At 70.4% G+C, this 26,251-nt stretch carries 17 protein-coding genes and 1 pseudogene; 4 read left to right on the plus strand and 14 right to left on the minus strand.

Going from position 1 to position 26,251, the window contains the following annotated elements; all coding sequences use genetic code 11:
* Positions 1 to 19: 19 nt before the first annotated feature.
* Positions 20 to 835 (minus strand): helix-turn-helix transcriptional regulator, encoded by an 816-nt coding sequence (locus GA0070624_RS19445; RefSeq protein ID WP_141715087.1) that lies wholly within the window; start codon positions 833 to 835, stop codon positions 20 to 22.
* Between the two features lie 26 nt (positions 836 to 861).
* On the opposite strand from GA0070624_RS19445, the gene GA0070624_RS19450 reads away from it, so the two are divergent.
* Positions 862 to 1,689: a phytanoyl-CoA dioxygenase family protein gene (locus tag GA0070624_RS19450; protein WP_091343091.1), complete on the plus strand. Its 828-nt coding sequence runs from the start codon at positions 862 to 864 to the stop codon at positions 1,687 to 1,689.
* 137 nt (positions 1,690 to 1,826) lie between these two features.
* Here the strand turns inward: GA0070624_RS19450 and GA0070624_RS19455 are convergent, their stop codons facing one another.
* Entirely contained in the window at positions 1,827 to 2,453 is a 627-nt protein-coding gene (locus tag GA0070624_RS19455) for a GrpB family protein (RefSeq protein ID WP_218105212.1), read from the minus strand.
* Positions 2,454 to 2,472: 19 nt separating this feature from the next.
* Positions 2,473 to 3,930 (minus strand): FHA domain-containing protein, encoded by a 1,458-nt coding sequence (locus GA0070624_RS19460; RefSeq protein WP_091343096.1) that lies wholly within the window; start codon positions 3,928 to 3,930, stop codon positions 2,473 to 2,475.
* 498 nt (positions 3,931 to 4,428) lie between these two features.
* Between GA0070624_RS19460 and GA0070624_RS19465 the strand changes: the two genes are divergently transcribed.
* Positions 4,429 to 4,878 (plus strand): hypothetical protein, encoded by a 450-nt coding sequence (locus GA0070624_RS19465; RefSeq protein WP_091343098.1) that lies wholly within the window; start codon positions 4,429 to 4,431, stop codon positions 4,876 to 4,878.
* Between the two features lie 126 nt (positions 4,879 to 5,004).
* Here the strand turns inward: GA0070624_RS19465 and GA0070624_RS19470 are convergent, their stop codons facing one another.
* Positions 5,005 to 15,210 (minus strand): calcium-binding protein, encoded by a 10,206-nt coding sequence (locus tag GA0070624_RS19470; protein ID WP_141715088.1) that lies wholly within the window; start codon positions 15,208 to 15,210, stop codon positions 5,005 to 5,007.
* A gap of 803 nt (positions 15,211 to 16,013) precedes the next feature.
* Between GA0070624_RS19470 and GA0070624_RS34120 the strand changes: the two genes are divergently transcribed.
* Entirely contained in the window at positions 16,014 to 16,340 is a 327-nt protein-coding gene (locus GA0070624_RS34120; protein WP_141715089.1) for a hypothetical protein, read from the plus strand.
* Between the two features lie 33 nt (positions 16,341 to 16,373).
* Here the strand turns inward: GA0070624_RS34120 and GA0070624_RS19480 are convergent, their stop codons facing one another.
* The 3 genes from GA0070624_RS19480 to GA0070624_RS34870 form a co-directional block, all read right to left on the minus strand.
* A complete protein-coding gene (locus tag GA0070624_RS19480; protein ID WP_218105213.1) occupies positions 16,374 to 16,655 on the minus strand; it encodes an SHOCT domain-containing protein in 282 nt (93 codons plus the stop codon).
* A 237-nt stretch (positions 16,656 to 16,892) separates the two neighbouring features.
* Positions 16,893 to 17,798, minus strand: coding sequence for a hypothetical protein (locus GA0070624_RS19485; protein ID WP_091343104.1), 906 nt, complete (start codon positions 17,796 to 17,798; stop codon positions 16,893 to 16,895).
* 58 nt (positions 17,799 to 17,856) lie between these two features.
* Entirely contained in the window at positions 17,857 to 18,390 is a 534-nt protein-coding gene (locus GA0070624_RS34870; protein WP_091343106.1) for an IPT/TIG domain-containing protein, read from the minus strand.
* An 819-nt stretch (positions 18,391 to 19,209) separates the two neighbouring features.
* Here GA0070624_RS34870 and GA0070624_RS34130 point away from each other — a divergent pair.
* On the plus strand, positions 19,210 to 19,848 hold the full coding sequence (locus GA0070624_RS34130) for a hypothetical protein (protein ID WP_141715091.1): 639 nt from the start codon (positions 19,210 to 19,212) through the stop codon (positions 19,846 to 19,848).
* 14 nt (positions 19,849 to 19,862) lie between these two features.
* Here the strand turns inward: GA0070624_RS34130 and GA0070624_RS19505 are convergent.
* The 7 genes and pseudogenes from GA0070624_RS19505 to GA0070624_RS19535 form a co-directional block, all read right to left on the minus strand.
* Positions 19,863 to 20,637, minus strand: a pseudogene (locus GA0070624_RS19505) (IS5 family transposase).
* A gap of 69 nt (positions 20,638 to 20,706) precedes the next feature.
* The gene (locus GA0070624_RS34135) at positions 20,707 to 20,922 is read right to left on the minus strand and encodes a hypothetical protein (protein WP_141715092.1); all 216 of its coding nucleotides are present in this window, start codon (positions 20,920 to 20,922) and stop codon (positions 20,707 to 20,709) included.
* A 362-nt stretch (positions 20,923 to 21,284) separates the two neighbouring features.
* Positions 21,285 to 21,791 carry a hypothetical protein gene (locus GA0070624_RS19515; protein ID WP_091343114.1) on the minus strand — a complete coding sequence of 169 codons (507 nt, stop codon included), beginning with the start codon at positions 21,789 to 21,791 and terminating at the stop codon, positions 21,285 to 21,287.
* 115 nt (positions 21,792 to 21,906) lie between these two features.
* Positions 21,907 to 22,413: a DUF4190 domain-containing protein gene (locus GA0070624_RS19520; RefSeq protein ID WP_091343116.1), complete on the minus strand. Its 507-nt coding sequence runs from the start codon at positions 22,411 to 22,413 to the stop codon at positions 21,907 to 21,909.
* Complete coding sequence (locus GA0070624_RS19525) at positions 22,410 to 22,814, minus strand: hypothetical protein (protein WP_091343119.1); 405 nt, start codon at positions 22,812 to 22,814, stop codon at positions 22,410 to 22,412. The genes GA0070624_RS19520 and GA0070624_RS19525 overlap by 4 nt, the downstream gene beginning before the upstream one ends.
* Positions 22,811 to 25,303, minus strand: coding sequence for an AAA family ATPase (locus GA0070624_RS19530; RefSeq protein WP_141715093.1), 2,493 nt, complete (start codon positions 25,301 to 25,303; stop codon positions 22,811 to 22,813). The genes GA0070624_RS19525 and GA0070624_RS19530 overlap by 4 nt, the downstream gene beginning before the upstream one ends.
* Before the next feature lie 121 nt (positions 25,304 to 25,424).
* Positions 25,425 to 26,237 carry an RNase H family protein gene (locus GA0070624_RS19535; RefSeq protein WP_091343124.1) on the minus strand — a complete coding sequence of 271 codons (813 nt, stop codon included), beginning with the start codon at positions 26,235 to 26,237 and terminating at the stop codon, positions 25,425 to 25,427.
* Between the last annotated feature and the right edge of the window lie 14 nt (positions 26,238 to 26,251).

Consider the following 26,251-nt stretch of genomic DNA (forward strand, 5'->3'; position numbering starts at 1 on the left):
GCCCGGCCTGGTGGGTGCGTCACCGCCACAGTAGGCGGGTGAGCCGGCGAACGCCGGGGTGGTCCAGCACGCTGGGGTTGCCGGGGTACGCGCTGGGCGGCATGCCGTGGATCGTGGTGAACCGGTGCGAGAAATGGCTGACGTCGGCGAACCCGCAGGCTCGGGCGACGGCGTCGACGGTGAGGTCGGTGCGGGTCAGCAAGGTTTCCGCCCGCGAGCAGCGCACGCGCTCCAGCGCGGACCCAACGCTGAGGCCGAATTCGGCCTGGAACAAGCGGTTCAAATAGCCGCGGGTGACCGACGAAGCGGCGGCGAGCGAGTGCACGCTCACCCGGTGCAATGGCAGATCCGCCCACTCACGGCGCAGATGCGACACCGCGGTCAGCAGCGGACCCGAGACCGGGCGCTCCGGCGCGTCGGCGAGTACCACGGACACCAGATAGCGGACTGTGTGGTCGATCTGCTCGCCTTCGCCGAGGGCGAGCAGGTACGCGCACAGCCCCCCGATCGGGTTGTCGCCGGACATGCGCACCAGCCGTGGCGCCGCCACGGGTGCGCCGACGTACTCCGGCGGGAAGTGGACGTACCCGTGGCGGCTCGGGTGCTGCTGGTCCCACTCGAAGCCGTGCCGGAAACCCGGTGGGATCAACAACAGGTGTCCCGGCGCCACCACGATCGAGTCGTCCGGCGTGACCAGGCGGGCACGGCCGCGCAACATCCAGACGAACTCGTAGTCGTCGATCACCCGCATGGGTAGCCGCGCGCCCGCCGGGTAGTCGGCGACCGCCGGTATACATCTGGACAAGAAGCGGCCTCCTCCATGAATGGTGAGCACGAGCAGCGTCAGCTTAGTGTGCCCGTATGAGCAACTATGACGACGACGGGTACCTGATTCTCGACAACGTGCTCTCGCCCGAGGCGCTGGCGCGGGTGCGCGAGGAGGCGACCGCCATCTGCCGGGGACTTCGCGGGGACATCGACGGCGTGCAGCCGGCGGGGTCGCACGAGCAAGACGCGGAGGTGCTGCGCCGATACCTGTGCATCCACTTCCCGCACAAGATCTCGCCGCTGCTGCACGATGTCGCGGTGCTGCCGAAGGTCGCCGACGCGCTCACCGGCGTCATCGGGCCGAACGTGAAGATGATGCAGTCGATGCTGTTCATCAAGGCCGAGGGCAAGCCCGGCCAGGCGTGGCACCAGGACGAAACGCACATTCCGACCCGCGACCAGTCCCTGACCGCCGTGTGGCTGGCCCTCGACGACGCCACCGTCGAGAACGGCTGCCTGTGGGTGCTGCCCGGATCACACCGGCGCCGTTTCCTGTACCCGGACCGCGACCAGCACGACCCACGCTTCGACTGCACCAAGGAGGCGCACGGCTTCACCGACGAGGACGCCATCCCGGTGGAGCTGCCCGCCGGGTCCGCGCTCGTCTTCGACGGGCACCTGCTGCACCGGTCACTGCCCAACACCGGACGCCACGGCATGCGCCGCGCCTACGTGACCCACTACATGAGCGCGGACTCGCTGCTGCCCTGGTTCCCGCCCGGCCCCGGCGAGAGCATGGCCACCGTCGACCACCGTGACATCGTGGTGGTCGCGGGCGAAGATCCGTACGCCTTCAAGGGCATCACCGACGTCATGCGCCCGCATGTCCGGCCCGCCGGCGAAGGCGGCTGCGTACGCTAGGCCCGGCGCGGGAGCTGGGCCCGCACACGTTCACCCGCATCGTCAACTTGCCCGCACCGGCGAGTTCGCGGAGGAGGGTTGCGGGCAGAGGTCAGCTCAGGAGGTTGCGCGGCGAACAGGTGCGTCCTCGATTCGAGTCAGGATCGTTGGCGCTCAGCCCGGTCCATGATTTCGTGGATTGCTGCGGTCTTGGCGTTGGCGTAGTGCTGCACATGCCGCCACGTCCGCCGAGCCAGGTCCCGCTTGACGGCCGCATAGTGGTCCCGGTCCACGGGCGTGGCGCGCAGCCAGTCCCGGAAGCGCAGCATCCTGGCTATCTCGGCCGCACCGGCGCTGAAGACATGCAGGTTGATGGTGTTGTCCGGGCTCTTGAAAAGGCGATGTTCGTACCAGTCGGGCTCCCGGACACGCAGCAGGTACCCAGCACCCTCCAAAGCAGGCACGTACGACGGCTCGTGGGCGGAGTCGGGAACGACCAGCAACATGTCGATGATGGGTTTGGCGATCAGTCCGGGGACTGACGTGGAGCCGACGTGCTCGACCTGAAGAGCTGCCTCGCCGAGCACGGCACGAATTCGGTCCGCTTCGTGAGCGAAGAGCTGGGGCCATTCGGGGTCGTAGTTGACGAGGGTGATCGGGGCGTTGTGGGGCATCAGCTCACCCACCCGGATTCGCTGCAGCTCCTCGTCGCTGGTCAGCTCTCCACCGTTGTCACCAGTCGTCGCTTGCATGGCCCTCCGCTCCTTGTTGTTCGTCTCGACCAAGCCACCACCGGCGGGCTTGTCAGCCCATTCGACGACTGTCGCGGAGAGTGTTGTCCTGCTGAGTGAGGGCGCGGGTGGCTGGCGTCACGCAGACGTGGTCACCGGTGACTGCCTCTCGCCACACGTATCCCTCGATGCAGGTGTCGGGACCATACTCTCCGCCATTCGGACTACGGCGGCTTTCGGCCAGTTGGGTGTCGCGCTGGGCCTGAAGGCGAGTTTCCGGGGTTACGCAGACATGGTCGCCGGCAACCGCCTCACGCCACACGTATCCCTCGATGCAGGCGTCGGGGTCTTTTTGGCCGCCTACGCCGGTGATGGAAACGTTGGTGCCACGGTCGGGGGGAGGCAAATTTTGATGAATCACCAACGTGACGCGTCGCGGACCGGCAGCCGACGGGTGGAACCGCACAGTAATGGCGCAGATCTCGTCCACTGCGAGCCATACATCCGCACATTCCTGTCCGGCGGTAAAGTCGGTCATGTGGGATCCGGTCAACTCAACGGAGGTGATATGCAGCCGTCCAGTGCCAGTGTTCTTGATCGTGACCGGGTGCGGGCACAAGGCGGTCGAGCCGATGGCGGCCGTACCACAATCCAGCTCGGCGATCGCCTCAATACGCAGCTCCTGCCTGACGGTCGGCGCGGTCTGCGGCATCGGATCCTTGACGTTCGGCGCCGGGAAGGTGTTCGGGCGCTCGCCGGTGCCCGGAAGTACGGAGCTGCCGGCGGCGAGGTCGGCGAGAGAGACACCAGCCCATGTGATGAACAGGGCCGCTGCGCTGAGCATGATGATCGCCGCAGCTCTTACCCGCCCCTTCTCGCCGGCGCGCTTGGTGGTGAACGCCGTGCCGACAACCGGTGCAAGGGCGGCTCCCGCCAGGCTCCCCCACGGACCGGTGCCGGCAGCGCTCGTGAGGACCGTGCCGACGACCGATCCTGCGACGGCCAACAGCAGTGCGGGGACCGAGAAGCCCGGCGCGTCCTGCAGCTCATGCCGCAGCGACCGCGGCGAGTCTTCCCCCGACCGAGTCACATGCGGTGACGGCTGGGTCGGCTCATCTGGCCACCATGCCTCCCCTGGCGGCGGCTCGGACCGACCCGGCGTTGTGCTCTGCGCTCCCGTCAACCGGAACTCGACCTCCACGTCGGCAAGGGTCAGTCGGTCACCGTCGTGCAGCGGAACTACGCCCAGTACGGGGTTGCCGTTGACCATGCTCCCGTTTCGGGATCCGAGATCTTCCACCACATAACCGCCGTCGCCTGATCGCACCACGGCATGCCGGCGACTGATGTGCTCATTTGAGAGCGCCAGGTGACAGCCAGGGTCGCGCCCCAACACGGTGCCCGCCGGATCCACCGCCACTGATCTTCCCGTGTGCGGTTCGGGGGCGGTTACGGTTAGCACACCGGGAGGTCGATAAAGTGCTGTGTCGGCACTAGGTGTGTCCCGTCGCGCCCGACGTTCCGCTGGCATGGCCCCTCCTTCGGGGATGCCGAGTCGATAATTGCTCATTGCCTACAAGAAAGGATGCGACGCTCCCGGCGGAAAGTACATGGTCCTGCGATCCGACTTGGACGGAAAGGCGACACCGGCCAGAACGACTTCGAGCCAGGCGAGATGCGGCGCTCGGCTCGGGCTGGGGCCGCGTCGACTACTTCGATCGGGCGGACCGATTCTTCGACAGTTTCCTGACCGGAACCAGGATCAAATGTCGGAAATTCGTCGCAGCGCCGCACCATCGCCTGGTACGCCCGACGCTCTACGCAGACCATCCCTACGACTGGCCGCGATCGGCGCGCTGGTGTTCGGCCTGCTGTTCGTGGTCCATCATGTGCGCAGGGAACCGGACCGGTCAGCTCATCGGCGGCAGAGGTCGCCGCGTACAACGTCGCCCACCGCGGCGCCCTGCTGGGCAGTGAGGTCGCGCTCGGGCTCGCTCTGCTGGCGTTCATCGCCTTCCTCGCCCCGCTCGTGGTGGTCGTCTGGCGGGCTGGGCACGAGACGACGGCGGTCGCCGCGCTGGTCGCTGGCACGGTCTTCCTGGCCCTGGGATTCATGTCGACCGCCGCGGAGACCGCCCTGGTCGGCGTCGCCGAGAGCAACGAGCCCGGCGCAGTCGACGCGTTGAACCAGCTGCAGGGCCGCACGCCTGTCGTCTGGTCCGTTGCCGCCCTGGCCGCAACGATCTCCTTGGCGATCCTGCGTACCGGGCTGCTGTGGCGGTGGCTGGGTATCAGCGGCCTGGTCCTTGCGGGGGTTTTCCTGTTGGCGTCGGTCTCCAATCTTGTCGGGCGCGGCGTCGAGGGTGGCTACTCGCTTGTCGGCGCGGGCCTGTTCATCGTCTGGATGGTGGCCCTCTCCGCCGGGCTGTGGCGCGCTGTGCCAGCCACTACCGCACCGGGGCCCGGCAGAACGCCGTGACCAGCGCTGACCGCCGCTCACTCGGCGGCACAGGGTGCAGGCGGCGCCGAGTGCCGGCCAGCGTGCGGCACGGTACGGGCGGCGCACCGCCGCGCCGCCCGTACCTGACCCGTTTTGTCGCCCGGGCTACTCCTGGCAGGCGAACTGGTCGAAGTGCCCGGGTGTCTCCGGGAACGCCGGCCCGTTCGCGTGGTCCCGCGTCGGCTTGCGGACGACCGCGGCCTCGTCGCCGGCAGACGTCGCCTCGTCCTGGACATCGGTCAGGTTCTGCCCGGCGCCCACCGACGCCGACCAGGCCCACAGGAACTCCCGCATCGCGGGGCTGTGGCTGCGCACGTCGTTGAAGCCGCCGTACGCCGCGTTGCAGTGCGTGTAGAGGTTGTAGGCACCGTTCCAGTCCAGCATCCGGTCACCGTCGTTCGGGCCGTTGTCCGCCACGTCGCCCTGAAGCACGTCGCGGTCCCAGCCGCCGTACATCCAGTCGATGCCCTGGTGGTGCTGGTTGTCGCCGGCTTCCGCGTTGTCGGTGCTGGTCATCTCGAACCAGGAGCACGGATCCACCGTCGCACCGGTGAGGTCCGGGCCCGGCCACGGCGTCGCGGCGCAGTGGTCTGGGTACGACCCACGCGGCCGGAAGTCGATGATGTCCGCACCCAGCACGCCGGTGACGGGGTCCAGCGACGGGCCGGTCGTTGCGCCCTTGCCACCGAACAGGTAGTCGACCAGCGAATCGTTGGTACCACGGTCGTTGGGGTTGTTCGGGTCATCGGAACCCTTACCGCCCCACACGACGTCCGCGCCGTCATCACCGAACACGGTGTCGCCGCCGCTGTCGCCGTTGAGCAGGTCGTCGCCCGGCCCACCGTGCATCGAATCGTGCCCGGCTCCGCCGCGCATTCGGTCGTCACCACCGAAGTTCACCCCGTCGTACGGCATCGGGGCCTCCGTCGACGTACCCACGAAAGCGTCGCCGTTGACGTCGTGCAGCAGGTCCGTCTGCCTGGTGACCGAGCCGTCCAGCAGCCCGACGTAGTGAATCTTCGGTACCTGGCTCATGTCCACGGTGAACGCCCGGGAACCGTCCTCCCGCCGGTCCACCACGCCACCACGGTCACCGACCATCGCGTCGTCACCCGCGTCGCCGGACAGCTGGTCGTTGCCCAGCTCTCCGTACATGTCGTCGTCGCCGTCCCCGCCGGCCAGCACGTCGGTGCCGTCCTGGCCGTACAGGGTGTCATCGCCGGCACCACCGCGAATGACATCCGCACCGTACGCACCCGGCTGCTCACATGTGTTCTCCGTGCGCACCGCGCAGAACCGCGTCGAGGACTGCCCCGGCGCACCGTGTCGGGTGAACGCCGCACCCGCCGGAGCCGGGCTGGCGTACCGCAGCGTATACACCCGCTCGTGCACCGGGCCGCTGCCGGTCGCCGCATCGGCCGGCACGGCGTTGCCGGATGCGTCCAGCACGTCCCGCACCACCGTGCCGTTGTCGCCGACCACGTAGTCGGCGGCATCGTCACCGTCGATCACGTCACCACCGTCGCGCCACCCCGCCACCGGGGTGCCGCCGATGATGTCGTCCTGCCCGTCCGGTTGGCTGAGGTCGCCGTCCGGCGCCGGGCCGGGCGAGCCCGGCCACGCCACCGTCGGGGGAGCCACCCCGATTCCGGCCAGGCTGCGGTCGCCAACGATCCGGTCGGCGCCGCCGTTGCCCTCGATGTAGTCCTCATTCCGACCACCCGAGATCGCGTCGTCGCCGTCCTGGCCGAGCAGCACGTCCACCCCGGAACCGCCCGAGATCTGGTCCGGCCCGGAACGGCCGGTGGACACGGTGAGCAGGTCGTCCGCCGCCACCTGCCGGTCCAGCAACCGGATCGAGCGGCGCTGGGTCACCGCGCCGGCCGGGTTGACCCGCAGCGTCTGCGGGTCCAGGGAGCCGACCCGGCTCACCTGCGCGTTGTCGCCGATGCCCACGTCGTCGCCGGCCCCACCGAACAGCACGTCACCCGCGTCCGGCTGGCCCTTCGCGGTCACGTCCGGGTCCGCACCGTCCATCGTGGAGCTGCCACCGACGACCTCGTCGTCACCGGCTTCGCCCTCCACCCAGTCGGTACCCGGCCCGCCCTCGGCGTAGTCGCCGCCGTCGCCGCCCAGGATCCGGTCGTCGCCGCCCTGACCGAAGATCACGTCAGGATCGGCAGCGCCGTCGATGAAGTCACCGCCGGAGGTACCGGCGACCGGTGCGGTTCCGAGGTCGTACAGCTGGACCAGTCGCAGCCGTCCCGCCGCCGCGCCCCGACCCAGCATGGCCGGGGTGGCCAGCGGCGCGTCCACGGTGCTGAACAGCGCGTTGTCGCCCGCGATCACGTCGATGCCGGCGTCGCCTGCGATCGTGTCGCCGGAGTCCGGCCGGCCGATCATGACCGACGGACCGGTGAGCGCGGTCTGCGCGCTGCCGCCGAGGATGTCGTCGTCGCCGGTACCGCCGCTGATGGTGTCGGCGCCGTTGTTGCCCTCGATGTAGTCGTCGCCGGCGTTGCCGGAGACGGTGTCCCCGGACAGGCCGCCGTAGAGGTGGTCCACCCCGTCGCCGCCCGACATGGTGTCCGGGCCGCCGAGCGAGGCGTCCGTGCCGGACAGGTCGGCCGGTAGGCGGGCCACCGCGTTGTCACCGATCAGCGTGTCGGTGCCGGTGTCGCCGTACAGGGTGTCGCCGACGTCGGGGCGGCCATCGACCGGGGTGCCGCCGACGACAATGTCGGCGTCGGTACCGCCGAACAGGGTGTCGCTGCCGCCGTCGCCCTCGACGGAGTCGTCGCCGGCGCCGCCGTAGCCGGTGTCGTTCCCGGCGTTGCCGTACAGGAGGTCCGCGCCGTCACCGCCGTTGACCCTGTCGTTGCCGGTACCGCCCCAGACCTGGTCGACGCCGGACCCGGCGTCGATCGAGTCCCCGCCCTGGTTGCCGCAGACCAGGTCGTCACCGCCGCCGGTGCTGGCGTGGTCGTCCGCGCCACCGGCGTTGACGGTCTCGACCCCGGTACCGCCGATGATGAGGTCCGGACCGTCGTCGGCACCCGGGTGTTCGGCCGGCGGGTCGGAGGCCAGCGGCGTACCGGCGGCACAGCCGTCGGTCTGGCGGTCGCCGAAGACGGCGGCCCCACCGTCACCGCCGTAGACGCGGTCCGAACCGCCGCCGCCGACGAGTGTCTTGAACGACGGGGCGTTCGGGTTCGGCAGGTGGGCCACGGCACGGGCGCTGCCCAGCGCGTCGGTGGCCGTACCCGGGGCGCCCAGGTTGGCTGGCTCGGCGATCACGTAGTCATCGCCGGGGCCGCCGTACAGCACGTCCGGACCGTACCCGCCCATCAGTACGTCGTTGCCGGCGTGACCGTAGAACAGGTCGTTCTGCCCGGTGGTGGAGTGGCCGGTGACCGCGTCGGCGGCGTTGCCGCCGTAGACGACGTCGTTGCCGCTACCGGTGTCGACGGTGTTGCTGTCGCCCGGTACGTCCCCGGCACCCGCCGCATCCACCCCGGTGTCGGCGTCTCCCGCCGGCAGTCCGGTGTAGACGACGTCGTCGCCCGAGGCGGTGTAGACGCGGTCACTGCCCGGCCCGCCGGTGACCCTCAGGTTGGCGGCCCGGTAGTTGCCGGGCGGTGCCGGCAGGTCCGGCAGGCCCGCCTGCGGGCTGTCCCCGGACGCGCTGACCAGGTCGTCGCCGCCACCGGCGAACACCTGGTCCATACCGGTACCCAGCGACACCAGGTCGCCCCCGTCGCCGGGCGCCGGGGTCGTGTCACCGGTCGCGATCGATTCGGGGTCGATGACGCTCAGTCTGGTTGTGCCGCTCGGCTGCGGGAACTCCAGCTGCGCGCCGTCGGTGGGCGCCAGCTTGGCGTCACCGGCCACCCAGTCGTCCGCGTTGCCAACGGTGATGCTGTCGTCGCCCGCGCCGCCGGCCACGGCGGCCTTGGCCGCGGCGGAACCGGAGGTGGCCAGGTCAGGCCGGTCGCCGGTGGTGAGTACGTCGTTACCGCCGCCGCCGTCCACCCAGGACTCGCCGGCGCCGGTCTGGATGGTGTCGTTCTTCTCACCGCCGAAGGCGATCACCTTCTTGTCGAAAGGCGTACCGGAGTCGCCGACGAAGGCCACGTTCAGGGCGCCCTGGTACCCGCGTCCGTCCAGCACCACGTTGAGCACCGCGTCGGACGGGTAGTCGGTGCTCTGCCCGTCCTTTTCGACGGTGACGACGCCGCCGCCGGACGGGTCACCGCTGGCGCGGACCACCGCCTGCTCGTCGGCGCCGGCGCCGCGGCCGAGTCGGCCCATGGCCAGGTACAGCGTCTTCGTGTTGGGGTCGAGCACGCCCAGTACCGGTGGCCCGTCGCCGCCGCCAGGCTCGCCGGTTACGGTGCCGCAGTCCGGGCGGTACGAGAAGTCCACCAAGGTGATCTTGACGAGCGTCCAGTCCTTCTCCAGCCCGAGCGCCTGGGCGCGCACCCGGATGAACACGCTGAACTTCCCGTTCGCGTTGAACAGGCACAGCGGTGCGTTCAGCGCGTTGCTGAGGAACTCCTGGAACCGGAACTTGCCGTCGTTGTCCGGATCGTTCCAGCTGATCGCCACGGTCAGCTCGAAGCCGCCCTCGACCCCGACGCTCGCGATCGCCCCCAGCCCGAGCGCGACGCCGACCGCGAGGTCGCCGGTGAACTGCACCACCGGCAGCGGCTTCCCGGTCTCGTCGGTGGTCTCGAAGTAGAGGCTGTCGAGGATGTTCAGCCCGGTGTGCTGCTGCCACGCCGTGCGCAGCCCGTACGTGTCGAACCCGGCGACGATGCGCGCCGACACCGCGGCGCTGCCCCGGATCGTCAGATACACCGGCGGGACCTGCCAGAGCGGGCCGAGCTGCAAATCCATCGACAGGCCGAGCGTCAGCGGGCCGGAGTCGAATCGCATCAGCGTCACGTCCTGGCCCACCAGCAACCCGAACAGCTCCAACGGGTGCTCCAGCGCCGGGAACGACACACCTACGCCGCTGACGTCCGGCCGGGTCACCTTCAGGCCGCCGTGGCCTGGATGCGCATCCGTGTATGCCTTGTTCAACTGGGTGAACGGGTCGCCCTGCTGCGAGTTGGTGATCAGGCTTGCCGCGGTGTCCGGGGAGTTCTTGGTGTTCCGCGCCCGCGACGTGTCCACGTGGAAGCTGCCGACCGTGACGCAGGCCGGGCAGGACGGGTCGCTGCCGATGGTGCCGGCGATGTCGACCACCTTGACGAACAGGGTCAGGAACTGGCTGACCGTCTTCCACTTGTCGCCGACGGTACTGAACTGCTGCGCGAACCCGAGCAGGCTGGCGTCACCGCCGGCACCGATCGCCGACAGGCCCGGTAGCGGCGTCTGTATCGCCTTCGCCACCGGCGCCAGCGGCTTGAACGCCTCCGCGACCTGCGTGAACATCGGGCCGAGCACCGAGTTCAGGAACCCGCCGGGGTCGATGGTGATGTCGTCGAACGCCAGCGTGTCGAAGTTCCTCAGGTCTTTCGGCTCCTGCGAGGTCCAGCTCCAGTGCAGCCGGAACTTCGCCGAGACGCCGGGGAGCGACGCGTCGGCCGCCGCCTTGAGCTGCCAGGCGATGGATGCCGTGGCGGTCAGCCGGAGGCCGAGCGCCTGCTTCATGGTGGTGAGGCTCTTCAGCTGGGTCAGCGTCAGCTTGCAGCTGGACGCGTTGCAGCTGTCGTCGCCGCCGGGCTGATGCGCGTCGACGCCGGCCACGCCGGCGAACAGCGGTCCGCTGCCGCCGAGCTTGGTGACGTCCACCTTGATGAAGCTGAGCTGCGCCTGCATCTTGGCGTTGAGGTCCATGCTCAGGCCCAGTCGCAGCTCTGGGTTGTTGGTGTCCTTCGTGAGCAGCCGGAACCCGCCGTTGCGGTCCAGGCCCACCTTGATGTGCAACTGCCACGCGATCCCGCCGGTGATCCGGTTCGCCGCCGGGTCGCCGGCGATCGGCTTGATGGACAGCCCGGGCAGCCCCATGTCCAGCGGCCGGGACACCGCGCAGAACGCGCCGCCGCCGCAGGAGCTCGGGTTGGATACGTCGCCCTGGCCCATGTCCAGGCTGATGGTCAGCGCGTCGAACGTGTCACCGAGGCAGCCCTTCAGCGCGGGCGGGGTCTGGACCTCGGCCGGCGCATCCTGCTCGGCCGCCGGGTCCAGGTTGTCGGTGAACTCGGCGGTCGCCTGCCCGGTCAACTCCTTGATCAGCTTGTACCCGGCGCCGCCGGTGTTGCGGAGGATCTTGTAGCCGGTGGCCTGGGCGCTCGGCGTCCAAGTGATCTTGTTCGAGGCGGACGACCCGAGCGGGCTGGCGTTCCTGATCTCCCCGCTTTCCGCCGGAGCGGTGTCGCCGGTCCCGTCGTCCCGGGTCGCGATCACCTTGTACCGGTACGTCGTGTCCCCGCTGCCGGACGCCACCGCGGCGGTGACGCCGGTGACCGGGTCGAGTTGGCCGGTGCACACCGCCCCGACCGCGACCTTGCCGTTGGGCAGCACGCTGCCCACCTGCTCGGTCAGGTACCTGTTCACCGCCGAGAACTCGCTGAACTTCAGGATGCCGCCGTTCGCGTCCGTGCCCAGCACCGACGCCAGGTCGGCCCGCAGCTTCTGCAGGAAGGCCTTGCCCTCCTGCAGGTCGGAGCCGACGATCGGCAGGCTGCCGCCCTTGTCGGCGAGGTTGATGGCCACGTCCAGGTACCGGAGGTAGCTGTCCAGCCCGTCACCGAGAACGGTGAGGTCCAGGGCGCTGTTGACGATCGAGCTGGTCATCGTGCTGGGCGCCGAGGCCGTGGAGGTGCTCGGGCTGCTGGTCGTCGCGGTCACCTGCACGGTGCCGGTGGCCGTGCCCGCCCGGAGTCCGGGGTCGGGCGGCAGCGGCGTCCACACCCCGTCCTCCCGCGTGTAGACGGGCAGGTTCGCGCACATCGACAGCGATCCGCCGCCGTCGACGCCGGGGCAGGTCACCTCGTGGCCGGTCACCGCGACGGACGCCTGGTCGAGCAGGTCGGCCAGCGGTACCGGCGCGGTCAGGCCCGGCGCGGTCGCGGCGAACTCGACGTCCGCCTTGAGCTGCGCGCCGGACGGGTTCGCGGTCGGGTCACCCAGTGCCACGGCCAGCGAGTCCACCGTCGCCATCAGCGCCTGCCGGTTCGGGGCGTTCACCTGGGCGCGCACCGACAGCTTGCCGGCCGGGTCGACGGTGAGGTTGCCGACCGGGTCGGCCACGGTCGCGGCGGTCAGTGGCAGCAGCAGCACCAGCGAGACGGTGCCGGTCAGGTCCGCGGTGAGCATGCCCTGCGCGCTGGTGCCCAGCAGCGTCCGCTCGACGCCGTCCAGGGTGAACGTCACCGCCAGCGGCACCTCGGTGTGGTACGCCCGCTTCCAGTCCACCGCCAGCCGCAGCGTGGGGGTGCCGGCGGTGTCCACCGCGTAGGTGACCGTGCTGTCGTTGCCCAGCGACGCGTTCAGCACGCCGACCAGATCCTGCATGCTGGTCGCCGGGCTTGCGGTCAGCCGGTCGATCGCCATGGTCAGCTCGTCGCCCACCACGTACGGTGTGCCGTCGTCCGGCCGGACGTCGAAGTCGTCGCCGAAGACCAGGTGCCCGCTGACGACGTCCGTCACGATCTGCACCTGCGAGCCGATCACCACGCGCCGGCCCAGGTACCGGTCCTTGGTGAAGGTCTTACTGGTGTCGCTGAGCGTGTTGACCCCGTAGTCGACGCCCGGACCGCCGCCACTCTCGGTCGCGCCGAGCAGGTCCCCGGCGCTGCGGCCGACCAACGGGACGGTCGTGTCGAACCCACGGCCGGAGAGGTTGTGCACCTGCGTGGACACCTCGCCCAGCGCGGCGACCAGGGTGCCGAACAGGGCCTGCGGGTTCGGGTCGAGGCCGTCGAAGGCCTTCAACGACGGGTACTGCCGGTCCACCGCGATCTGGTCGGGGTGGGTCAGGTCGGGCATGGTCAGCGCCAGGTTCGCGGTCGGGCCGCCGAAGAACGTGGGGTTGCCGGGTACCGACAAGGTCAGCTCGGCGCGCGCCTGGCCGGTGACGCCGCCGTCGATGGTGGCGCCGGCGTCGGTACGCAGCGCGGTGATCAGGTCCGGGATGGAGATGTCTCCAGCGCCGTCACCGCCCGGCTTCAGTCCCACGGTCAGCAGGTGGCTGCCGGTCGGCGCGGCACCGGAGCAGTCCGCCGGGGCGCCCGCGGTGCACTCGGCAAGCGAGCCGGTCACCAGCACCTTCAGGTACCCGGTGTTGGCGGTCAGGTTCACCGGGGTGCTGATCGGTGCGTCCGCCGCGATCAGCCCGGTTCCGGTGTGCAGCATCACCCGCTGCCCGGGCATGGGTAGCGAGTTGATGATGGTGGTGGTGCCGCCCGGGTTGACGTACTTGAACGGGCACGCCGCGGCGCCGGGCCCCGGGTCGCAGTCGGTGGTGTCCGGCGGTTGCAGGTTGAGCACGAGCGGCGCCGTGACCGTGTAGCTGGGCTTCACAGTCGCCTGCGGCACCGTGCCGTTGGCCGCCCGGATGCCGGTGGCGGGCGCCAGGACGTCCGCGAGCTCCACCTGGCCGGTACGGGGATCGTTGCCGCTGATGCTGTACGGCGGCTTGGGGTTGCTGGCCGGCGTGCCGCCGTTCCACCGCGACGCCGAACCCGGCAGGACCGCGTCCTTGTCCAGCAGCAGGGTGTGGTGCCCCGGATCGGCCGGGTCCACCTTGTCGATGCGCGCGGTGGAGGTGCCGGCGCTCACCTGGAGGCCGGCGACCTGGTCGGTGAACGTCTTGGACGTGTCGACGAGCGTGGTGTCGGTGTAGGTCACCGAGGGTCCCGAGCCGGACAGCAGGGTGGCGACCACGTCCAGCGGCTGCGGGTCGGCCGGCGGGTCGCGGCTGAGCGTGAGCGTCAGGCGCAGTTTGGGCTTGGCAGCGTCGCTGCGGTCGTACCGTCCGTCGCTGACCGAGATCCTCGCGCCGCTGGGCAGGCCGGTCTCCGCGGCCAGCTGCTCGACCAGCGACTGGATCGAGGAGAAATCCGTCTTCCCCACGTCAGTGAGGTCCGTGGGCGAGCCGCTACCGGCCGGCGGTGCCTGGACGACGTGCTTCGCCAGGAACTCCTCGAGCGCCTGCTCGAACGGGATCGCGTCCGCGACCGTACCCCGCATCAGCGGCAGCGCGGTGCCGTTGGCGGAGCCGGCGGCGCGCAGCGCGGTGGCCAGTTGTGCCAGGGCATTGGCCAGGTCATGCGGTCCCATCGTCAGGAACGCCTGCACCGGGTCGAGCGCGTGCGCGTCGTAGTCGAGGGTGACCGGCGCGCTGGCCAGGTCGGGGCAGCTGACCTCGACGGTCACGCGTGCCACGCTGGGCAGGTCGGCGATGGCGCCGGTCGCGGTACCGGTGATCACCAGCGTGCCGCGCGCGCTACCGGCCAGCGCCACCGTGGCCAGCCCGGCCAGCGCGCCGGACGCGGCCAGCTCGCCCGGCTTCCCGCCCGGCTCCGTGAGGCTGAGGAGTCGGTTGTTGTCCGGGTCGGCCAGCGTACCGGTGAGCGAGGCGTTGAACTGGAACGTGCTGTCGTTGCCCAGCTCAACGCCGAGGATGCCGAGTGCGCCGCGGGACCCGGCCGCGTCAACCGGATCCATCGGGTCGGCGGTCACCGAGACGTGGACTGTCGGGCTGCTGGCGCCGTCGTGCTGGATGCCGAACGCCCGGGTGTCCTCGTCGTAGACGGCGGTGAACGTGAGGTGCTCCTGCACCACAAGCTTGAGGCCGGCCGTGGAGCTGTAACTGAAGTTCGCCGGGCCGCCGGAGATGGACAGGCCGGCGTCGACGTGCCTGGTGACGGTCAGGTCGACCGCGAGGCGATGCTGGCCACCGGTGACCGTGTCGGTGGCCGTCGCGCTCACCGACCGGTCCGTCAGCAGCCCGTCCGCGGTGTCCAGCATTCGGCTGACGTCCGCTGTGGACAGCGCGCCCGCCCAGTCGTGCAGCAGGCCGCTGCGGAACTTGGGGTAGAACCCGGCGAGGTCCGCACCGGACGGCCCGCCGGGTGACAGGTTCAGGCTGGGCAAGGGCTTGCCCATCGCGCCGACGGCGCCGAACTCGCCGATGAGGTTGAACCAGTTGTCGAGCCCGCTCATGACGTCGGTGGCCGCCTGGTCGGGGCCGGCCGCGGCGTACGCCGGACGCGGCGTGCCGGCGACCATACCGCTGGCCACGACGCCGAGGACCGTGACGCCGGACAGGATTTGGGGGAGTAACCCGTGCACTTTCACCGCGACACCTCTTCCGCCCGTGGACGCGCGATCTCGCGTCCCCGTGGACGGTGGGGCCACCGCTCCCCAATGGACGGCACCGCACGCAATGAGTACTGTCGGTGAACTGCCGAACACGGTAACAGCGCTTGATGATCGTCAATAGAGCCGTACGTCGATACCACCTGTCGGGATGCGGACAGCAAGTTTCGGTGGCGCGGCGGGGGAGGTGGCGGCCGATCGCCGGCAGTGACCGGCGTCAACCCGGCATGTCGGGGCCATCCCGCCCGGCGTCGACGTGGGACTCTGGACGCCTGTTCATTGATACCCGCTGTGCGGAGGCAGTCATGACACAGCCACCGGAACGGTACGGGCGCCGCCCGCCGTACCACGGCGAGCGGCCCCGCCAGGAGGAGGACCGCTTCGGGTATCCGCCTCCACGCACCCCCTCGGCGGACGGGCCCACCGACCCGCCTGGACCGCCCGGGACGGTCTACAGGTCGGCGGCGTCGTCGCCGTACGGCCAGCCGCAATCCGGGAATGCTCACCCGAACCCCGGCCACAGGCACGGCAGGCCGGCAACTCCGCCCCCGCGCCCCAGGCACCGCCTGATCGTGGCCGGCATCGTCGCGGTTCTGGTCGTCGCCGGTGGCGGGGCGGCCGCCTACGCGTGGCGCGGCACCGGGTCGTCCGGGGTCGCGGCGGTCACCGCCGGTGGGTCCCCGGGTAGGACGGCAATCCCGAGTCCTTCGGGTGCCCTCGGTTCTTCGAGGGCAGCGGACACGTCGGGGGTCGCGCCGGGGGCGACCTCGGAGGACCCGGGGGTGGCCATGTGCGCGCAGATCCGCGATACGAACGGCCAACCGACGGGTGCGGGCACCGTGTCAACCTCGGGTTCGGGTGGTGTCGATACGAACACCGCCGCGTACCGGCGCATGCGCAAACAGTTCGCGGACTCGCGGTATGCCGACATCCGCGACGCCGGCACCGCGTTCCTGGACACGTTCTGGCAGCTGGGCACCAACGCCACCGGCAGCAACGTGGTGAATACCACGAGGGACCTTGGCGCCAGGCTGATGAGGGCGTACGACGCCCTGTCCACGGCGTGCGCCAACCACGGCGTGAAGATCCCGTCCATGGCGGGCCGCTGACCCGCCCCATGGCCGGCCACGCCGCGGCGGTCATCAGGACTTGCCCCGCAGGACGGCTCGGCGCTGCCTCAACTCCTCCTCGCTGATCTCACCGCGAGCGTAGAGTTCGGCCAGGATGCGCTCTGCCGCGCTCCGCGCTGACCGCACCGGCGACCGGCGGTAGATCAGGTAACCGATGGACGACAGCACGACCAGCCAGAACAGGACAGGGAAGATCAGCCACCAGCCCGGCCCACCGTCCCAAGGGCCGTGTCCATCCGCCCACCCCGGGCCCGGGTGGGCGTACGCCCCGTAGCTCATCACTTCCGCCAACATCACAATCTCCTTGGCATCGGGCTCGCTCCTGCTTGCCGTACGCCCCGAGCATCGCCCGCCGGCACTGGTGCCGTCGTCAGTCACGCAACGACATCGGAAGTACGCGGCTGAACGTACATGGCGCCCACATCGCGCTACCGAAGACACCACAGGAATGGCTGACGCCGTCGCCGCATGAGGCTGGGCCAGCAGCACTTCAATGTCGGCCCGGCGCATCGATCAGGCGGCGGCTCCCGATCACCCGGTGCCGTGGAACTCGATCCGTAGCTCAGGGCTGTCCCGAATGACGATGACGACCTTGTGGTCCTGTGTCCAGTTCTCCGGAAGGAGATAATAGGTTTCTCCGCTGTACTGGAGGAATCGCAGGCCACCGTAGGCGTATCGATAGGCGAGATGCTCTCCCTGGTACGCGTCGACAGTCACACCAGGTGCGGAGATCAGAAGATCCGTCTGGCTGTAGACGATGACCGCAGGGAGCGCGCGAAGATTGTCGGTGATCTGCCGGGCAAGTCCGCGCCCCACCACAGCGGCATATCCCGACAGCTCCCAGAAGATCAGCAGCCCGACGAGCAGCCCGATAAGGAGCTTGGTGGTGGGGCGGTACGCGGCATCATGGGCTGCCCGCTCCGGCAGCTGGCGGATCCGCAGGGCGGCGATCGTTCGGAGAATCCAGCCGAGGTACGCGGCCATCAAGACCGCGATGGCGCATGCGAGCGGGACGAGCAAAGAACGCAGTGGCGGATGGATTCTTTCCAACCAGAGCGCCAGTACCGGCAAAGCCGGGGCGGTACCCCCCAGGGCAACCGCGACACGGCGACAGACGCGAGGGAACGCGGGAGTGGCCAACAGCCGGCGGAATCGGTACTGCACGGCGATGCAGATCAATGCGACCGAGATGCAGGTCACCAGCGGCAGATACAGCGACGAGATGCTCCGCAGCAGGTAGTCGGTGACAGACATGCGTAGGACGGACTCGTTGATTCCGAGCGCACGCGCCTGGACGTCACTACGCGCCCAGCCAAAATAGAACAACAAGGCGGTGGCCATCGAGACCGGCGGAACAGCCTCGGCGATCGTTCGCAACGACAGCCCGGAAACTGGCGAGTCTTGGTCGGTGATCCGGTCACGGGCACCGATGGGCATCCTGGGGGATCGCGATAACGAAATTCCCCGGCTGGTCCTGGGTACGGGGCGCACGGGTTCATCCGAGGTAGGTGAAAGGATACGGAGGGGAAAGCTGGTGCGCTCCGGGGTTGAACGTCAGCGTCACCGCTCCCGAAGTGTCGGTCGGGGGTGTCACGAAGTAATACCCACCATCCTCGTAAGACAGTGTCACGGGCTCGTCACCCACGTAGAGCTGATGTTCAAGCCAGAAGCCGTCGCCAAACAGACGGACCTTGGTCCCGCCGGCCGTCGGCCCGCTACGTGGGGCGAACCCGTCGAACCGGTAGGGGCAGGCGGTAGTCCGGGCAGGGGGGTCGATCACCCTGACCTGCTCCGTGGGATGTTCACCGTGGGCCGCGAGCAGGGCGGTTACCAAGCGTCGGACGGCGGCGTTCATGCAATGCTCGGTGTCCGGCGGTGGCGCCGAGGCGAGGTGCGCCGAGGCATCCGCCCAGTCGGACATCGAGTTGCTGCGGACCGCCAAGCAGGCGTGTCCGGCCGCCAGGTACAACTCCTTCTCCTCCTGCGTTGCCGAGCTGAAGTTCTGGTCAATGCGCACGTCCCTGATCACTCCGTCACAGTTTCTTTCTTGCAACCGCGCGTAAGCAGTGAGCGGCTGTCCCGGCGAACCGACATCGGCCGGTCCAAAGGGCACCCAGCTGACAGGCGTGGGAGTTGCCCGCGTTGACGGTGCGCCGGTACCTGGTTTTCCGCCGGTGCTGCTCCCCGGGCCAAGTCGGCTTGGACTCGGGCGGGCCGAGGTGACCGGCCGTCGGCCGCTGCTGGGCGTTACTCCGGGTTGCGCGGAAGGGGGACGGGTGACCGAGGGGGAGTTGCTGGCGGGGGGCCCCGTTTCGGCTGATCCGATGGCGGAGGGGGCCGGAGGTCGTACGACGAGCAGGCCAGCCAACGCCGCAAGGAGGACCATTGCCGCGGCTGCGGCGAAGGTTGACATGGGGTGTTGTTTCATCCATGTGCCCATGGACTGCTCCGCTCGAGCCGCAGCAGACGTTCTGACACCATCGTAAGCGCCCGACGCCATAGAGTTTCTTCTCGATGTGCGCTGGGGTCATGATCCCCGCAGGGAGTAGAGTGTCCCCGCCACAACCCGCGATAGCAGTCTGCTCTGGACGCCAGGCCGAATGGCGCAGCCCGGCAGAAGCGGAAGTCAGGGCGCCGGCGACGGTCTGGTCGACCTCCTTCGCGGCGGCCTCGGCGACGACGAACACGTGGGGCGAGCTGCGGCTCCGGCGGAAGACCTCCGACTAGGACGTGTCCTGTCGATCACGTGAATGCACACCCCAGCTGCGCGCTCGGGGCGCATCCGGGCCGGGCATCGCGCTGCCTGTGCCGCTGCAAGAGCCTTTACCTCGCGTGTCACGATTCCTCGGTGACGTCAGGACGGGAACAAGTCGCCCAGATCCCGTTGCGGGTGGCCGATCGATTGACCGAGCAGTTGGCGCCCGGTGGATGGCGGCGGCATCGTTTCGTGCCTGACGATGAGGTTGCCTTCGTACGCGAGCCCGTCCACGGGGTCGTCTTCCACCTCAGCGTCAACCTCGCCGGGCGCGACGGTGTCTTGCTCAGCCCCAGCGTCGGCGTCGAACATGTCGCCGCCGCCGAGGTGCAGAGGCAACTCTTTGGTCGCACGGGCACCGTGTGTCAGGTGGGTGCAAGCATGAGGGATCTGGTCAACGACGCGGAGACGTCCAAGGTCTCGCTGTCTCGCTGGTGGGTCGTGTTGCCGGAACAGGTGGACGACGCTGTTGCCCAGGTGGTCGCCGACCTGACGGCCTATGGTGAGCCGTTCCTGGTCGGCAATCAAACGTTGCCGAAGGTGATCGAAGCCCTGCTCGAACGGCCGAAGTCGCAAGTCGAGTACGGATCTCTGGCTGTCTGTCTGGCGCTGTTGGGCGACATGCCCGAGGCTCGCGCCATGCTGGCGAAGTTCGGCGCGGTTCGCCGGGTCTTCGCGGGAGGCATGACCGAGACATTCATCCACAACTTCACCGAGCGGTTCGGCAACTAGGGATCCAGCCCCGATCATGGAAGCCAGATGATCGCGGCGATCAGGACGAGGCTGGCCCGGTAGAGCGATGCCCGTTTGGCGTATCGGGTGGCCAGGTCACGCCACTGCTTGAGCCGGTTGAAGCACCGTTCCACGACGTTGCGCTTGCGGTAGGTCACCTTGTCGAAGGCTGGTGGCCTGCCGCCGGCGCTGCCCTTGGCGGCCCGGCGGGCGACCTGGTCCGAGCGTTCGGGGATGACGTGGCGGATGCCGCGTTGTCGCAAGGCCCGCCGGGTGGAGTCGTGGGCGTAGCCCTTATCGGCGATCAGCATGTCGGGACGCTTGCGGGGCCGGCCCGGTCCGGGTTGGTTGACGCGAATCTGGTCCAGCAGTGCCAGCAGTTGAGGGTTGTCACCGGCCTGGCCTGGCGTGAGCAGGATCGACAACGGTCGGCGTCGACGGCGAGGTGGATCTTCGTGCTCAGCCCACCTCTGGATCGGCCGATGGCCTCACCATCTTGCGCACCAGGCGTCGCCGGACTTGTCGGGGAGCCCCTTTTGCGGGCGCCAGCAGCATGCTGATGCGCCCGCACGATCGACGAGTCAACGCTGACCGTCCACTGCACCGGTGTGCCATCGTCATGCACCTGCGCCGCGGCCAGGATCCGATCCCACGTACCGTCCGCAGCTTCCACAGAATCGCGTTGATGACCTGCTGGTGATCCCGCCGCCGCCCACGAGCAACACCCGGCTCGGGTAACAGCGGAGCGATCACCGCCCACGCCTCATCGGTCAAGTCACCACGACGCACCGGCGGCACATCGTCAACGATCAACCATTACAAGATCGACAGGGCGCGCCCTAGTCGATGGCCTTCGAGCTACTGCGCGGGCGGCTCGCCGTACCGCTTGATGTGTTCGGCCCAATCACGCGCGACCGCCTTTGCCTGGGCGCGACGCATCGGTGGAGTGCGGTGCATTTGAATGTTGCCCTCAGGGTCGTCGGGCACATAGGCGATCACTGGCCATCTGTTCGTTACGGCGCGCCACGGCCACACCACCAGCGTCGCGAGCAGCGCGCTCACCACGTTCAGCATGTCGAAGAGCTCACGGTCTCGTGGGCCGAACGGCTCGTAGTGGTACCAGGGCGCCCGCCACGGCGCGCGCGGGACTGGCCGCCATGCGAGGCGCTGCCGGCCTACCCGCCACGGGATCCATTCGCCCGTCGGTGACCGCGTGAACACCAACACGCCGTCATGTTGACACAGACGTACAACCTCGTGAGCCTGATGACGATCAATGCCTGGGTGATGGAAGCCCGCCGAGCGGACGGGACTATCGTCCCGACCACCAAGGCATAGCGGATCATCAACCCCTACATGATCGGCAGGACACTCCCTAGGCCCGGCACTGCTTCGACGATGTCACCCGGCAATATCCGTACCGGTGGGCGTGGCGTTCACACTTGATGCCCGTCATGATCGTCTCGCTCGCGGGCCACGCTGAGCAGTTGCTCGAGGGCTTCCCGCTGCCGACCGGTTGCCGTGGCGAGCGCCCCGAGCGGGTCTGGGTTCCCGCGCCGGGCGATGTCATCGAACACGGTGAGCAGGTCGGACTCGAAGCCAGCCGCCGTCGCGCCCCGAACCTGGGCGAGCTCGGTAAGCCGTCCCTCGATGTAGCGCCGCACCATCACCTGGTACGCCCCGACGCTCGGCAGCACGTGGAACTCGGCCACCATGTCGTCGACCTGCCGTCCCATCCGATGCAGGACCGCCGACGTGACGCCGCGCTCGCGGACCTCGGGCGCCGCTTTGTCGGCGACGCGGATGACGACCTCGTCCGGCCCGGTGATGGCGGTCGACGCGACGCCGGTGCGCCACCGCGCCGTGATGACGCAGCCCTCGTCCTCGCGGGACAGCTCAACGTCCCGGTCGGACGCCGCGCGATCGCGATTCTCCTGGGACATGCATACCTTTCTTTCCGGCACCTTTGGGCGCCTGTTGCGCTGCCGCGGTGGCGGCCGCTGCCGTACCTGTTGCCCGTCCGGCTTTGGCCAGGGGTCAGGGAGTCGAGGGCAGGCGTCAGGGAGTCGGCGTCGGCGTGGCCGCGCCCAGGACGCTGCCGAAGAAGACCATGAACGTGAAGGCGATCATCGGGGCGACGAAGACGTAGCCCAGGACGAGACCGGCGACCGCCATGCCGTGCCCCGACCGCGTGCCGTCCCGGGTCTCCCGCAGGGCGAGGTGGCCGAGAACGACGGCCAGGATGCAGGGCAGCCCGAACAGGCACCAGCCGCCGAGCACGCCGAGAATCCCGAGCACCAGCGACGCCGTCGCCATGCCCGACGTCAGCGGCGGCTGCCCGGCGACCCGCTGCCCGCCCTCCGGGTAGCCGCCGGCCCGGTAGGGCATCGCCGAGACCGGCGGGTAGGGGCCAGGAACGCCGGACATCGGCGGGTAGGGCCTCGGAACGCCGGACACCGGCGGGTACGGCCCCTCGACACCGGCGGCCGGCGGGTACGGCCCCGGGATGCCGGAGACCGGCGGCTGCGGGCGGGTGGCATCGGGGCCAGGCTGCGGGTACGTCATCGTTCGGGTTCCGTTCTTCCGTCGAGTTGGGTGAGCAGGACGCTCACCTCGGTGTGCAGGCGACGCAGCTCCGCGGCCGTCGGCGCCAGCTCGTAGCAGTGGTGGTGGGCGGCGGCCGACAGGGTCGCCCAGGTGAAGGCGATGCGGCGGGCGACGCCCACGCCCGGCCCGAGCCGCCCGCGCAGCATCAGCTGCTTTGCCCGGCCCTGCCGGCACGCGGCCACGGTCGGCTTGACCCGCCGCCAGTACGCGTCGATGCCGCCCTCGAGCGCGAGCCGGATCAGGCAGGCGCACGCCCGCGGCCACCAGCCGGCGGTCACCGCCGATGCGCCGAACGCGCCGGCGCCGCGCAGCAGCTGGTCGGCCGCCGCCAGGCAGCGCTGCGGCGTCGGCGCGGTCACGACCGGACCTCCGCGCCACTCCGAGGCGCGGGCACGACAGCGGTGCGAACCAGCATCCCGGCCACGAGCTCCGCGAGGTGGCGGGCGTCCGCGACCAGGCCGGGCAGGTCCGCCAGGTACGCCCCGTGCACGCCCTCCTTGCACGCCTTGTACGCGCCCACCGCCCGCGACCCGTGCTTGCGACTCAGATAGCCGAGCACGTCACCGCCCCGGCCGGCGTCGTCGAACAGCGCCAACGCGAAGACCGTGGTCAACCGCCGGGAAGCGTCCACAATCGCCGCCTCGATCTCGTCGTGCGGCACGCCGCGGGCCACCCGCCGCCACACGATCCGGTGGCAGGCCGCCTCCAGCGCCGAGCGGCACAGCTCCGCCACCACCGGACCGCGTACCTCGGCGGCGATCTCCTCGTTGCGCGACAGCGCATGCGCGTCGTCCAGGTGGCGGGTCACCGGGTCGGAGCCCGGCCGCAGGGTCACCACCGACCGCTCGGCGCGGGTCACCTCTACGATGCGGCACTGACCGAGGTCGAGCCGGCCGAGCGCGTCGGGCAGCCGGGTGTCGTGGGTGAAGACCACCACCTGCCGCTGCTCGGCCAGCTCGGCGAGCACCCGGGCCAGCCCGTCCACCTTGGCCGGGTCCATGCTCTGCACCGGGTCGTCGACCACGATGAACCGGAACGGGCTCTCCGGCGCGCAGCCGCGCGGCAGGAACGTCGCCAGCCCGAGGGCGTGCATCTCGCCCTGGCTCATCACGCCGAGCGCGGTGCCGTTGTCGGTGCCGTCGACGCTGACCGGGATCTCCACCCGCCGGCGCGTGTTGTTACCGACCAGGGTCATCGCGCCCAGCTCGACGTTGCTCTCCTGGCGCAGCTGCGCCCAGATCCGCCGCGAGTGCTCCGCGAACGGCGCCACCCGCTGGTTGCGCAGCTCCGCCCCAGTCGCCGTCAGCCAGGCTCGCGCGGCCTTCAACCGGGCGAGGGCGCGTTCCCGCTCCGGCAGCTTCCCGGCCGTCGCGACCCAGGCCCGCAGCTCGCCGGCCGCCGCCTGCCAGCCGGTGTCGCGCTGGCGGAGCAGACCCTTCGCGTACGCCTGCGCGGCCTGCGCCGCCGCGATCACCGCCGGGTACCGCGCGGTCAGGTGATCTGCCAGCTCCTCCGGTCCGCCTGGCGCCAGCCGGAGCGCCGCCGCGGCGGCGTGCAGGCCGTCGACCGGCACCCCGACGGCTCGGCCGTCGGGCACGGCCAGGTCGTCGATCAGGTAGTGCGCCCGCTGCAGCAGCGTGGTCAGCCGCGCGGCGGCGGCCTGGGCCGCGAGCGTACGGTCGCGCAGTTCCGCCAGGGACGCGGCGGCGCTGGTCCGCCAGTCGCTGTCGAGGCTGCCGGTCGCGCAAACCGGGCACGGCCCGTCACCCCGGTCGTCGTGGTGCTCGATGGCGAGCCGGAGCAGCTCGGCGCTGAGCAGCGACGCCCGCGAACGCCCGCCGTCGCGGCGGCGCGCCTCGGCGGCGGCCTCGCGCAGCTGCCCCGCGAGCCGGGCTACCTCGTCGGCGTCGGGCAGCTGCATCGCCACCAGTCGCCGGCAGAGCAGCACGGCCTCGTCCGCGGTCGGCTCCTCCGGCTCGTCGAGGATCGCGGTCAGCGCCGCCAGGTCGGGGCGGGTCGCGGCGAGCAACGCCGCCGCCCGGCGCGCCCGGTCGTCCGGCACCCCGGCCAGCGTGGCGGCGAGGGCGGCGCGCTGGCCGCGTACCTCCTTGATCGCGGCGTCGATGGGGCGCGCGGCGGCCATCAGCCGGCGGTCGGCGTCGGTGATCGCCTCCAGGCCGAGGATCGCGGAGATCGCGTCGAAGAGCTGGCTCTGCGTGCCGGCGGTGAGCCGGCCCAGCTCGGCGGCGGTGAGGAACGGCCGGTACAGCTCCAGCGGCCGGGCCAGCCCCAGCTCGGCGAGATCCTTGTGGCTGCCGCGCTCGCTGGTGACGGTCACCTCGGCTTCGCCGAGCTCCGCCCCGGACGGCCAGGAGCGGACCACCCGGGTCGGCGTGGCGACGCCGTCGACCCCCAGCTCGACGGCGATCCGGCACGGGTCGCCGGCGTGCAGGTTGCGCCACCCGGTACGCCAGACGCTGCGATGGTCGACCCAGCGGGCACTGTCTCCGGTGAGAGCCAGCTCCACCGCCTCGGCGAAGCTGGACTTGCCGGAGCCGTTGCGGCCGACCACCACGGTCAGCCCGGGGCCGGGCTCGATGGCCAGGGTCCGCTCCGGGCCGACGCCGCGGAAGCCGGCGACGGTGACCGACGAGAGCCAGATCCGCTCTCGCGGCTCGTCCGTCGCCAGGCGCTGCGGCGCCAGCGCGGTCCGCTCGCCGGCGAGCGCCGCGTCCAGGTCGGCCTCGCCGCTGAGCGCGGCGAGGACCACGTCGGCGGTGTCATCGGGTACGCGGTCGGCGGCGAGCCGGTCGAAGATCAGCTCGACCAGGGGTTCGGTGCGGTTCATCAGGCGACCTCCGCTGTTGCGGGTGGGGGAGGGCGTGGGGTGCCGGCGGTCGCGGCTCTTACCGGCCCGCTGGCGGTGGTGGTGCGGCGATGTGAATCTGATGTCGTGGATGGATCGGCGGTCAGACGGCCAGCGCGGCGTGCCAGTCGCGCAGGAACGCTTCGGCCAGGTCGTGCGCCCGGGGTCGTACATCGAACGGCTCCTCGACCCGGCGGCGCGCCATGTGCGCCAGGCTGTCGGCGGCCTCGTTCAGGGCGTGGTGGGCGTGCGCCTTGACGTGCGCGAAGGTCAGGTCCGGACGCCCGGCGACCAGCTCGGCGAGCCGGACCAGGGTGGGCTGCATGCCCGCGTGCCGAGGGCGCAGGTCGTAGCCGGCGGGCATCGCCCCGGACTCGCCGCCCTGCCAGCGGTGCAGGTACTTCAGCGCCGGCAGGCTGTCCACCAGCACCGTCATGCCGACCGGCGGGGTGTCGTACGCGGTGCAGAGGAACTCGACCGCCCGCAGCTCGCTGACCAGGACCCGGGAGAACCCGGTCGGGTCGGTCCGTCCGGGACGGCGGCTGCGCAGGCCGTAGCGGCCGTCGCTGGCGACGTACCCGATGCCGCCGGCGCGCCCCTTCCAGCTGGCGTCGGTCGCGGCGATCAGCGGCGCGGACGTCTCCGCCCAGCGGCGGACCTGGCCGCGGCCCGGCTGGTGCTCCGGCCGGCAGGCGAGGTCGTGCCGGGTGGCGAGCTGCTCGGCGGTGTCGAGCAGCCGCCCCGCCGAGCCGAACTGGTCGTACTGGGCGGCGGTCAGCGCCACCCGGACCGCGTCGCCGACGGCCTGGCAGGTCTCGCACCGCCGCGGCCTGACGTAGGTGCGGAGGGCGAGGGCGCGGTCGTGCAGGGGAGCGGGGAGCAGGTCCAGGGCGCGGAGGAACTCATCGGGACGCACGACGCCTCCTGACG

It is taken from the genome of Micromonospora rhizosphaerae (assembly GCF_900091465.1).
Classification (GTDB): domain Bacteria; phylum Actinomycetota; class Actinomycetes; order Mycobacteriales; family Micromonosporaceae; genus Micromonospora; species Micromonospora rhizosphaerae.